The sequence below is a fragment of the Psychromonas arctica genome (assembly GCF_038155225.1).
Lineage (GTDB): Bacteria > Pseudomonadota > Gammaproteobacteria > Enterobacterales > Psychromonadaceae > Psychromonas > Psychromonas arctica_B.
On record NZ_JBAKBA010000023.1, the window covers coordinates 25,462 to 37,738 of the forward strand.

General features: G+C 36.0%; 10 protein-coding genes. 7 read left to right on the forward strand and 3 right to left on the reverse strand.

What is annotated here, in order from left to right; translation table 11 throughout:
* From waaA to pseI, 6 genes are all read left to right on the forward strand, one after another.
* Nucleotides 1-1,263: a lipid IV(A) 3-deoxy-D-manno-octulosonic acid transferase gene (gene waaA, locus V6255_RS10830; protein WP_341628172.1), complete on the forward strand. Its 1,263-nt coding sequence runs from the start codon at nucleotides 1-3 to the stop codon at nucleotides 1,261-1,263.
* Nucleotides 1,264-1,542: 279 nt separating this feature from the next.
* On the forward strand, nucleotides 1,543-2,556 hold the full coding sequence (gene pseB, locus V6255_RS10835) for a UDP-N-acetylglucosamine 4,6-dehydratase (inverting) (protein ID WP_341628173.1): 1,014 nt from the start codon (nucleotides 1,543-1,545) through the stop codon (nucleotides 2,554-2,556).
* Nucleotides 2,557-2,558: 2 nt separating this feature from the next.
* Nucleotides 2,559-3,719 (forward strand): UDP-4-amino-4,6-dideoxy-N-acetyl-beta-L-altrosamine transaminase, encoded by a 1,161-nt coding sequence (gene pseC, locus V6255_RS10840; protein ID WP_341628174.1) that lies wholly within the window; start codon nucleotides 2,559-2,561, stop codon nucleotides 3,717-3,719.
* A gap of 2 nt (nucleotides 3,720-3,721) precedes the next feature.
* A complete protein-coding gene (gene pseF, locus V6255_RS10845; RefSeq protein ID WP_341628175.1) occupies nucleotides 3,722-4,402 on the forward strand; it encodes a pseudaminic acid cytidylyltransferase in 681 nt (226 codons plus the stop codon).
* Nucleotides 4,403-4,410: 8 nt separating this feature from the next.
* On the forward strand, nucleotides 4,411-5,940 hold the full coding sequence (pseG, locus tag V6255_RS10850; protein WP_341628176.1) for a UDP-2,4-diacetamido-2,4,6-trideoxy-beta-L-altropyranose hydrolase: 1,530 nt from the start codon (nucleotides 4,411-4,413) through the stop codon (nucleotides 5,938-5,940).
* On the forward strand, nucleotides 5,937-6,986 hold the full coding sequence (gene pseI, locus V6255_RS10855; protein WP_341628177.1) for a pseudaminic acid synthase: 1,050 nt from the start codon (nucleotides 5,937-5,939) through the stop codon (nucleotides 6,984-6,986). Before pseG ends, pseI begins: the two co-directional genes overlap by 4 nt.
* A 14-nt stretch (nucleotides 6,987-7,000) precedes the next feature.
* Here pseI and V6255_RS10860 read toward each other — a convergent pair whose 3' ends face one another.
* Nucleotides 7,001-7,705 (reverse strand): 3-deoxy-D-manno-octulosonic acid kinase, encoded by a 705-nt coding sequence (locus tag V6255_RS10860; RefSeq protein WP_341628178.1) that lies wholly within the window; start codon nucleotides 7,703-7,705, stop codon nucleotides 7,001-7,003.
* A 103-nt stretch (nucleotides 7,706-7,808) separates the two neighbouring features.
* Between V6255_RS10860 and V6255_RS10865 the strand changes: the two genes are divergently transcribed.
* Nucleotides 7,809-8,858 (forward strand): glycosyltransferase family 9 protein, encoded by a 1,050-nt coding sequence (locus V6255_RS10865; protein ID WP_341628179.1) that lies wholly within the window; start codon nucleotides 7,809-7,811, stop codon nucleotides 8,856-8,858.
* Between the two features lie 137 nt (nucleotides 8,859-8,995).
* On the opposite strand, the gene V6255_RS10870 is transcribed toward V6255_RS10865, so the two are convergent.
* Together V6255_RS10870 and pgi are read right to left on the reverse strand one after the other, a co-directional pair.
* The gene (locus V6255_RS10870) at nucleotides 8,996-10,000 is read right to left on the reverse strand and encodes an NAD-dependent epimerase (RefSeq protein ID WP_341628180.1); all 1,005 of its coding nucleotides are present in this window, start codon (nucleotides 9,998-10,000) and stop codon (nucleotides 8,996-8,998) included.
* A gap of 206 nt (nucleotides 10,001-10,206) precedes the next feature.
* On the reverse strand, nucleotides 10,207-11,859 hold the full coding sequence (gene pgi, locus V6255_RS10875; RefSeq protein WP_341628181.1) for a glucose-6-phosphate isomerase: 1,653 nt from the start codon (nucleotides 11,857-11,859) through the stop codon (nucleotides 10,207-10,209).
* Nucleotides 11,860-12,277 lie beyond the last annotated feature (418 nt).

Here is a 12,277-nt window from a genome sequence, read left to right on the forward strand (position 1 = left end):
ATGATTCTTCGATGGTTTTATAGTTTTTTACTTGTGATCGTTTCCCCTTTTTTCCTTTATTCTCTCTATAAATCAAAACCTAATAAGCCTAAGTTTGGGAAACGTTGGCTTGAACATTTTGGGTTTACACCAAAATTAACTGACTCTAGTGATCATGTAGTGTGGTTTCATACTGTTTCAGTAGGCGAAACAATTGCTGCGACTCCTTTGATAAAGGCTTATCATCAACGTTACCCTACACATGCTATTGTTGTGACCACAACCACCAGTACAGGTGCGGAACAAGCCCTCAAAATAGGAGTCTTTGTACAACATCGTTATATGCCTATTGATTTCTCATGGGCAGTTCGTCGCTTTATAAGCCTTATCGAACCACAGAAATTATTCATTATGGAAACAGAACTGTGGCCGAATACTCTCACAACAGCTGCACAGCATAATATTGAAATAACTATCATTAATGCAAGATTGTCAGAGCGTTCATTTCTGCGTTATAAAAGATTTCAAGTTGTATTTAATTTGATTTCTCCCCCTATCAGTCAAATATTATGTCAAACACAGGAGGATGCAGATCGTTTTATCGCCCTAGGCATTAATAATCACAAAGTGCAGGTTACTGGCTCGTTGAAGTTTGATATAGATATTTCTCCGGCAGTTATTCAATCAGGAAAAGCATTAAGAGAAAGTATTGGTATCAACCGCTCGGTTTGGGTAGTTGCGAGTACTCATCAAGGCGAAGACGAAATCATATTAACTGCACACCAAAAACTAATAACAACAATAAAAGATCTATTGTTAATTATTGTACCAAGACATCCAGAGCGCTTTAATGATGTGGTGCAACTGAGTGAGCAATACGATTTTCAAACACAACGTCGAACTAGCCAACAATTAATTGTTCCTGAAACACAAGTATTTATTGGAGACACGATGGGGGACATGCTGACTTTTATTGGTGCTGCTGATATTTGTTTTATGGGTGGTAGTCTTCTTGGAGACAAGATCGGTGGACATAATTTATTAGAACCTGCTGCATTAGGTAAGCCTTGCTTAACGGGCCCAAGTTATTATAATTTTAAATTAATAACAGAACAATTAATTGCAGTTGATGCATGTAAGGTTTGTAATGATAGCGAAACGATAACCAATGAAGTTAAACAATTAATAAATGATAAAACATTGCAACAACGTTTAGGAGAGTCAGCTTTAGATATAGTGAGTACAAGCAAAGGGGCGTTACAAAAAACCCTAAATTATTTGTGATTTAATCAATACACAAAAGTAAGTAACAAAACTACTTTAATATGATGACATATGTATAATTTAAAAATATGTACTTTATAATAGATACAAACATAAACTAAGTATGTGTATAACTGAAATTAAATTTTTACCGCAATTAGGTATTTGATATTATTTGACTTTCCATTCTCAAACATAGAACAAATACTTCAGCTTATAACATCAACAATAAGACATTTTAAATAGATATTAATTTAAAAAATGTTTTACAAAAAACAATATAATAAATGGGCAGATAAAATGTTAAATAATAAAGTAGTATTAATTACGGGTGGGACAGGTTCATTCGGTAAAAAATTCATTGAAACAATTCTAGCTCGCTATCCAGAAGTAAAAAAAATTATTATTTATTCTCGTGATGAATTGAAACAATCTATCATTAAACAAAAATACCCTTCTTACGATTTTCCTCAATTACGTTTTTTCATAGGTGATGTTCGCGACAAAGAACGCCTGACTCAAGCCTGTGAAGGGGTAGATGTCATCATACATGCAGCAGCAATAAAACAAGTAGATACTGCTGAATACAACCCAACTGAATGTATTCGCACTAACATCGATGGTGCGGAAAATGTGATTCATGCAGCACTTTCATGTGGTGTGCATGATGTTGTTGCTTTATCTACAGATAAGGCTTGCGCTCCGATTAACTTGTACGGTGCGACTAAATTAGCGTCAGATAAATTATTCGCAGCAGCAAATAATATTCGTGGCTCTAAAGATATTCGTTTTAGTGTAGTACGTTACGGTAATGTGATGGGATCACGTGGCTCAGTTATTCCTTTCTTTTTAGATAAACGTAAAGAAGGGATTTTACCTATTACTCATAAAGAAATGACACGTTTTAATATATCACTTCAAGATGGTGTTAACTTAGTGATGTTTGCTTTAGGTAATCACCTTGGTGGTGAGATATTTATTCCTAAGATACCTTCTTATAAAATATTAGATATTGCAGAAGCTGTCGCTCCAGAATGTGAAACTCGAGATGTTGGTATTCGTCCAGGTGAAAAGTTACATGAGGAGATGATTACTGATACTGACTCTCTTAATACGATTGATTTAGGTCCTTATTACGCAATTTTACCATCAGTTTCTTATACCTATACTGAAGCAGATTATATGCAACACCATAAAGCAGAAAAAGTACCTTTTGGATTTAAATATAATTCAGGTACTAATACAGAATGGGAAACTATTGAAGGTTTACGCAAACTCATCGTTGAACATGTAGATCCAGAATTTAAGGCATAAATATGATCCCCTATGGTAAACAGGAAATTACTCAAAAAGATATTGATGCTGTTGTTGAAGTTCTGAAGTCCGACTTTTTAACTCAAGGGCCTCAAGTACCTGCGTTTGAAAAGTTGTTAATGGACTTTACAAGTGCTCAATATGCATTTGCAGTTAATAGTGCAACTTCTGCATTACATATAGCCTGCTTATCATTAGGGCTTGGTAAAGGCGATTACCTTTGGACTACACCTATTACCTTTGTCGCCTCAGCAAACTGCGGTTTATATTGTGGAGCAAATATCGACTTTGTCGACATTGATGATAAAACATACAACCTTTGTCCAATAAAGTTAAAAGAAAAATTAATCATTGCCGAAAAGCAAGGTAAATTACCTAAAGTGCTTGTTGCCGTTCACTTATGTGGCCAACCTTGTGATATGAAAGCGATACATGCATTAGCTCTAGAGTACGACTTTAAGATTATTGAAGATGCTTCTCATGCTATTGGAGGGAAATACCTAAACTCTATCATTGGGGCTTGTAAGTATTCTGATATTACTGTTTTTAGTTTTCATCCAGTTAAGATAATTACCACCGCTGAAGGTGGTGCTGCTTTAACAAATGACAAAACACTGGCAACTAAAATGAATTTATTTAGGAGCCATGGTGTTACTCGAGATCCTGAACTAATGATTGGAGAGTCTGATGGAGGATGGTATTACCAACAAGTTGAATTAGGTTATAACTATCGAATGACTGAATTGCAAGCTGCTCTTGGCGTTTCTCAAATAAAAAGATTAAGTGAATTTGTTGCAGCCCGTCATATATTGGCACATCGTTATAATGAATTAATGCTGGACTTACCTATTAGACTTCCATATCAATTGCCAGACACTTATTCAGGGCTACATTTGTTTGTTATCCGTTTAGACTTAGATAAAATCACCAAAACACATCAACAAGTGTTTAATGAACTACGTGAAAATGGTATCGGCGTTAATCTGCATTATATCCCAGTACATACTCAGCCTTATTATCGGAACTTAGGTTTTAAATTTGGTGATTTCCCTGTTGCTGAGTGTTATTACCAAAACGCAATTTCCCTTCCAATGTTTCATCTAATGAGTAAAACACAACAAGATGAAGTTGTTTCTGTATTAACTAAAATTTTGCAAGGTTAATAATGAATATTGCTATTATTCCTGCTCGAGGCGGTAGTAAACGTATCCCGCGTAAAAATATTAAACTATTTCACGGTAAACCAATGATTGCTTACTCTATTGAAGCGGCTCAAAATTCAGGTTGCTTTGATAAAATTATTGTTTCAACGGATGACCAAGAAATCGCTGACGTGGCTTTACAGTATGGTGCTGAAGTTCCATTCATTCGACCTGCGAACATTGCCGATGATTTTGCTACAACACTTGATGTTATGCAACATGCAATTAACTGGTGTACCGAACAAGATTGGGATATTAGACTGGTGTGTTGCGTATATGCAACCGCGCCATTTATTCAACCTAAATATATCGTACAAGGGTTAAGATTAATATCGTGTGATAACGTTGAATACGCGTTTAGTGCGACTACTTTTCCATTTGCTATTCAAAGAGCGATTATAATGACTTCTGATGGTTTTGTTAAAATGATGCATCCTGAGCACCTTAATACACGGTCCCAAGACTTAGAAGAAACTTATCATGATGCAGGGCAATTTTATTGGGGAAAAGCATCTGCTTTTTTAATGGGGAAAGCTATTTTTGCAGAACATTCCAAAGCTATTTTAATTCCTCGAAAACATGTTCAGGATATAGATACACCTGAAGATTGGGAATTAGCTGAATCTTTATTTAAAACGTTATAGGCAATTTGATGAATATTGTTATTCGTGCGGATGCTTCTAATTATATTGGCAGTGGACATATCATGCGCTGCCTTGTATTGGCTGCTAATTTAATCAAAAAAGGACATCAAGTCTCTTTTGCCTCTCGACCTCAACAAGGGGACTTAATTGATTTTGTTCGCCAAAAAGAATTTGAAGTTAAAGAGTTAATTTGCCCTTACAAATGGAAAACCCCTAAAGATAGTGCCGATTATGCAGCTTGGTTACAAGTATCATGGCAAGAAGACGCAGATAGCTTAATCAAACAGTGTGAGCGAATAGATTTAATCATTGTAGATCATTATGGATTGAATATAGAGTGGGAGCTTTACATTAAAAAGCACTTATCATGTAAAATTTTTGCTATTGATGATTTAGTCCGAGAGCATCATGCCGAAGTTATTTTAGATCAAACATTATTGCGCAATGTCTCTGAGTATAAACACTTAACTGCTGATCAAGTTATTTTAGCAGGTTGTCATTTTGCATTATTAAACCCTTATTTTTCGTACTATCGTTCTACAGCCCTATTATCAAAAGATCTTCCTTTACAGCCAAGAGTATTAATAAGCATGGGAGGTATTGATCAACCTAATGCGACATTGCAGTCACTTGAAGCATTAGCGTTAATTACGATTAATAAACCTTTTGTAACTGTTTTGTTAAGTAGTAGAGCCCCTCATTATAAATCTGTGATTAATTTTTGTACACGCAACAACAATTGGGTTAAGCATATTAATTTTGTAGATAATATGGCAGAACTCATGTTAGACCACGATATAGCAATTGGAGCCCCAGGGACAACATCTTGGGAAAGGGCATGCTTAGGGCTTCCTAGCCTTATTATCCCATTAGCCGATAACCAAAAAACAATAAGTGAAAGATTAGTAAAGGTTGGTGCAGCAATTCAAATTCCTTTAAATACTATAAAAGCTGATTTACTCACGTCTTATAGTTTATTACTAAAGCAATGGGATGAAATGAAATCGATCAACTTATCACTATGTGATGGGTTAGGTCTATTTCGAGTGATAGACTACATTGAAAATATCAACAGTAATTTATCTAATTCAGTAATACTAAAACCTGCAACTGAATTAAATATCCAACAAGTATTTGACTGGCAATTATTACCTGAAACACGTAAATATGCACTTACCAAGGAAACTCCTACTTGGGAAACTCATGAACAATGGATGAAAGCTAAACTAAAAAAACATGAAGATTATTTTTATATAATTGAATCTCTACATTTAGGCTTAAATATAGGTGTTTTACGGTTAGACAAAAGAGACGATCAGCCTTATCTCCTTTCTCTTTTTATAGACCCAAATTACTTTGGTCAAGGTTATGCAAAAAAAGCATTAAAGAGTATTGATTCGTTACATCCTAATATTGATATTCAAGCAGTAGTTTTGACCGAAAATATCGCATCACAGCGTCTATTTACTAGTGCGAAATATGAACAAGTTGCAGTCGATACATTTATCCGCTCTTCACTACAGAGAGAAAAAATATGAATTCATTTATAACAATTGCAGATCGTAAAATTGGCCCTGATTTCCCTCCATATATTATTGCTGAATTATCAGCAAACCATAATGGTGATATCAATCGTGCTTATAAAATCATGGAAGAAGCCAAAAAAGCAGGGGCTGATGCGATTAAACTACAAACTTATACGCATGACACAATCACAATGGATTGTGATTCAGAAGATTTTCAAATCTACGGTGGTTTATGGGATGGGCAAACTTTATATGAATTATATAAGGGAGCGCATATGCCATGGGAATGGCATGAATTATTATTTGCAAAAGCCAAAGACCTCGATATTACTATTTTTAGTTCACCATTTGATTTTACAGCAGTAGAATTATTAGAGAAATTAGATGCGCCAGCTTATAAAATTGCTTCATTTGAATTAATTGACTTACCATTAATTGCCCGTGTTGCTAAAACAGGTAAACCAATGATTATGTCGACAGGTATGGCAAATAAAGAAGAAATTCAAGAAGCAGTTGACTGCGCTCGCTCTAATGGTTGTGAAGAGCTAATAGTTTTACATTGCGTTAGTGGGTACCCTGCACCAGCAGATCAATATAACTTGCGAACTATTACTGATATTTCAGAACGATTTGATGTGCTATCAGGACTATCAGATCACACTATTGATAATGCAACTGCAGTCGCATCGGTTGCTCTAGGTGCATGCTTAATTGAAAAACATGTCACATTAGATCGCAATGGTGGCGGCGCAGATGACAGCTTCTCATTAGAGCCAAAAGAATTAACACAATTATGTAAAGATAGTAAAACTGCGTGGCAAGCATTGGGAAATGTAAACTATGAACGAACAGAAGCAGAAAAAGGTAACGTTAAGTTCCGTCGTTCTTTATACGTTGTGGAAGACATTAATTATGGTGAAGAATTGACACCTCAAAACATTCGAAGCATCAGACCAGGTTTTGGTTTAGCACCTAAATATTATGATTCAATATTGAATAAAAAAGCTAAAATAGATATTAAAGCAGGCACACCATTAAAAGACACAATGTTTGATTAATATATTTAAGTATATTAAAAATGTTTATAACTAAGGATTAAAGACTGCCAATCGGCTTCATTCCAGTTAATGGATCTTTTTTTAAGCTCTTTACGGAAAGAGCGCAATAAACGTTGTAAATTGACCTCTTTCCAATCTTCTCCAACTTGTTGATAACATTTATCGAAATCAATAATCCAAACACGGCCATTTTTATCTAATAAAATATTATGGATATTTAAATCAGTATGATTTACCTGTGCTTGATGCAGTTTTTTAATTTCTTTACCAATATTTAAATATTCATGTTTCGTTAATTTTCTTTGTTGTAATAGGTCAACGAGATCTGTTGCATCTGGAATTTTTTCTGACAAGATATCAGCTTGGTATAAAAAACCACAACGTTTAACATTAGCGGCAATGGGTGTTGGCACATTAACGCCTTGCCCTTGTAGATGATTTAATAAATGAAATTCTGCGATACTTCGCGCTTTTTGATAACCAGTAAAAAAATAACTATCAGATACTATTTTTCCAAATAATCCACCTCGTCGATAATGACGTAATGCTGCTTGTATGCTATCAAGCTCAACAAACCAAGTCGTCCCACGCCCTTGCGCGCTACCGATAACCTTCGCTTTATTTTGCCAATATTGTGGCTCAAAACATTCAGATACATCATCAATCAACTTTTCATTGTAAATGGTATATGCACCTTGGCTTTGAATAATGTTGAACATCTTGTTAACCTTTTAATAAATACTCGCGACTCCAAAAATATTGAAACCTAAAATAACGTTAGTATTGTATACTGAATAAAATCACTTGGAATATCATACTACTATGCCATTATTTTCAACAGCACCTAAATCGATATGTCTTCTACGTTTATCAGCTATTGGCGATGTATGTCATGCTGTTGCTATGGTACAAGCAATTCAAAAGCAATGGCCAAGCACCAAGGTAACCTGGATCATGGGGAAAATAGAAGCGCAGTTATTACATGATTTACCTGATGTTGAAGTGATTATTTTTGATAAAAAAACGGGCTACTCCGGCATGAAAGCTATTTGGAAGCAGCTATCAGGACGCCGCTTTGATGCATTATTACATATGCAACTCGCGTTGAGAGCAAGTGCGCTAACGCTAGGTATTAAAGCTAAATATAAAGTGGGCTTTAATTTTAAACGTGCGAAAGAAGCACAATGGTTATTCACTAACCAAAAAATTTCAGATACAGCTTCACAACATGTTTTAGATAGCTTCTTTGAGTTCGCCTATTACTTAGGTATTGAAAAAACATCACCAACTTGGAATATCCCACTTTCATCTTCAGACATTAAATTCGCTCAAACAATAAGCCCACATAATAAACCATTATTTATTATCAGCCCTGCTGCAAGTAAAGATGAACGAAACTGGTTAACAGAGCGTTATGCTGCAGTGGCAGATTATGCCATCACGCAAGGTTTTGAGGTGGTATTATGTGGTTCCCCTGCGCCTCGTGAAGTACTGTTAGGTGAAAATATACAAACACTAATGCAGCACAAGGCGATCAATTTAATCGGTCAAACTTCGTTAAAGCAACTCACTGCGACCTTAAGAGAAGCTTCGTTAGTGCTAGCGCCTGATTCAGGACCTGCACATATTGCAACAACACAAAACACGCCTGTTATTGGTTTGTATGGACACAGTAATCCATTACGAACAGGCCCCTATTTAAGTGCTGAATATGTGATTAGTGTTTATGAACAACATGTACAAGAGCAACATAAAAAATCGTTATCTGAACTACCTTGGAGTGCACGTGCAAAAGGTGAACACATTATGCAAGATATCTCCACTGAACAGGTCATTGAACAATTTACTGCCATAACAGGCTCTGATCATTAATGATTTTAGATTTTTAGTAGCAGGCTTACGTGTTAAAAAAGACAAGCCAGAAAGTAAAAAGGCTAACAAAAGTTAGCCTTAAAAAAATTATATTCATTAGATTCGATTTATCACTAATAACCGAATTACCATAGAAATTACTTAGCGTAAAAATCTTTATACCATTTAACAAACTCAGCAACACCTTGCTTCACTGTGACTGCAGGTGTGTAACCTATCACTTTAAATAAGTCAGTCGTATCAGCATAGGTTTGATATACATCGCCTGCTTGCATTCCACGGAAATTTTTCTTCGCTTCTATGCCTAGTTCGCTTTCAATCGCTTGTACAAAATCCATTAAGCTGATTGGTGAGCCGTGCCCTATATTGTAAACAGCATAAGGTGCGGAACTCGTTGCTGGGCTACCTGTTTCAACTGTCCAATCAGGATTTTTAACAGGCTCAACGTCTGCGATACGAATAACACCTTCTACGATGTCATCAATATAAGTAAAGTCACGCCACATATCGCCATTGTTATTGATATCAATCGTTTCACCTTCCAGAATCTTTTTAGTAAAGATGAACGGTGCCATATCTGGACGTCCCCAAGGACCATAAACGGTAAAGAACCGTAAACCTGTCGTTGGAATATCGTAAAGATGAGAATACGTATGTGCCATCAATTCATTTGATTTCTTAGTCGCAGCATACAAAGAGATAGGATGGTCTACTGAATCATTAGTTGAAAAAGGTACTTTTGCGTTTAAACCATACACAGAGCTTGATGATGCATAGATCAGGTGACCTACTTTATTTTGACGACACCCTTCTAAAATATTGACGTGTCCCACTAAGTTGCTATCTGCATAAGCCAATGGATTTTCAATCGAGTAACGAACACCCGCTTGTGCGCCAAGATGAATTACGCGGTCAAACTGTTGAGCTGCAAATAAACCTTTAATGCCTTCACGATCAGCTAAATCTAATTTAATAAATTGAAATAATGGATTTTTAATACGGTTTAAACGAGCTTCTTTTAACGCAACATCATAATAGTCATTGATATTATCAATACCAATGACTTGGTGACCCGCTGCAGTTAAACGTTCGACGACAACGCTTCCGATAAAACCAACCGCACCTGTTACAAGGTATTTCATATTGAACTCCATAAATGTACACATGATTGTATTAACGACATAAACTCAATCATATAAAGCCGCTATAGTAATGGCTTATCTACAATGAGTAAAATACAAAGACAAAAAAACGGTTATCGCGTATTAAATAATACGCGATAACCGTTAAATAAAGTGGTCAAATTTAAAAACTAGAGCCTTTAAAGTTAAAACACGATGTTAATAACTTACTTCCACGCTTTCCAAGCATTGATCAACCCATTCGTTGAACAGTCGTGACTTTCTACACAATCGTTATTACTTAGCTCAGGTAATATTTGTCCGGCTAATTGCTTACCTAATTCAACACCCCACTGATCAAAAGTGAAGATGTTCCAGATAACGCCTTGCGTAAAGACCTTCTGCTCGTACATTGCGATTAGCTGCCCTAATGTTTTAGGCGTAATTTTCTTAACTAAAATTGAGTTAGTGGGTTTGTTACCTTCAAATACTTTATAAGGTACTAAATCAGCCACTTCTTCTGCTGATTTGCCAGCAGCCTTAAACTCAGATTCCACTTGCATCTTGGTTTTACCAAAGGCTAATGCTTCAGTTTGTGCAAAGAAGTTAGATAACAATTTAGCGTGGTGATCGCCCGCTGGGTTATGGCTAACGGCTGGTGCAATAAAGTCACAAGGGATTAATTTTGTACCTTGATGAATCAATTGATAAAACGCATGTTGACCATTAGTACCAGGTTCACCCCAGATGATCGGTCCCGTTTGGTAATCTACAGGGTCACCATTACGGTCGGTACATTTACCGTTAGATTCCATATTGCCTTGTTGAAAATAAGCAGGGAAACGGTGCATGTATTGATCATAAGGTAAAATAGCTTCTGACTCGGCACCATAAAAATTGTTATACCAAATACCGATAACCGCTAATAAGACCGGAATATTATTTTCAAATTCAGTCGTCGCAAAGTGCTGATCCATCTCATGTGCACCAGCAAGTAGCTCTTCATAGTTTTCAAAGCCAACGGTTAATGCAATAGATAATCCGATCGCAGACCAAATAGAGTAACGTCCGCCGACCCAATCCCAGAATTGGAACATATTAGCCGTATCAATACCAAACTCAGTCACTGCATCTGCATTAGTCGAAAGCGCAGCAAAATGTTTAGCAACAAACGCTTCATCCTGTGCAAAATTTAAAAACCAATCTCGCGCACTATGCGCATTGGTCATGGTTTCTTGTGTGGTGAACGTTTTAGAAGCGATTAAAAATAAAGTGGTTTCAGGGTCTACTTTGGTTAACGTTTCAACAATATGAGTGCCATCAACATTAGACACAAAATGCGTTTCAATACCTTCGACTTTATAAGGGCGTAGGGCTTCAGTGACCATGAATGGACCTAAATCAGAACCACCAATACCAATATTTACTACATCCGTAATACGCTTGCCTGTATAACCTAACCATTCACCAGAATGTACTTTTGCACAAAACGCTTTCATTTGAGCCAATACTTCGTTGATTTTAGGCATCACATCTTCGCCATCAACTAACACGGGTGTATTACTGCGGTTACGTAATGCAGTGTGTAATACCGCTCGCCCTTCTGTAATATTAATTTTTTCACCAGAAAATTGCGCTTTAATTGCCTCGCTTAAATCCACTTCTTTAGCAAGATCGATCAAGCTAGCTAATATCTCTTCGGTAATTAAGTTCTTAGAGAAATCTAATAAGAAGTCTTCGTCAAATTGGCGAGAAAAGGTGCCGAAACGCTGTGAATCTTCGGCAAATAATTCAGATATTTGCATATCAGCATGGTCATCAAATAGGCTTTGTAGCGTTGACCAAGCAGCAGTTTGTGTCGGTTGGATATTTTTCAACATAAGAAGTTCCCAAGTTTATGATATTAAAGCTTTATGAATGGTTATAACGTATTTTCATTTATAACAACAGTCACACTGATCATTAAATATTGATAAAAAAGGTAAAACAATGTGATAGAACAACTAATGTACCTTTTATGTGAAGAGACTTAAATAACTCTGTTAATAATTAACGATATAATCAATATGCTCTGATTTGATTTATTAAACAAATATATACTCGTCATCGTTCAAAATGTAAAAATCAGTAAGTCGTGAGGTAAAAAATCTAGGCATAGAGGTAAAGATCTAACGGATTAAATCGAGACTCTATGACAATGTATAACAATCGAAGGTGATTGCCTCTCTACTTGCCCTGCGGGTCGCTAATTCGAAAACCAATACCGTGTTATAACATTCGATAAGGATTGGACATTGT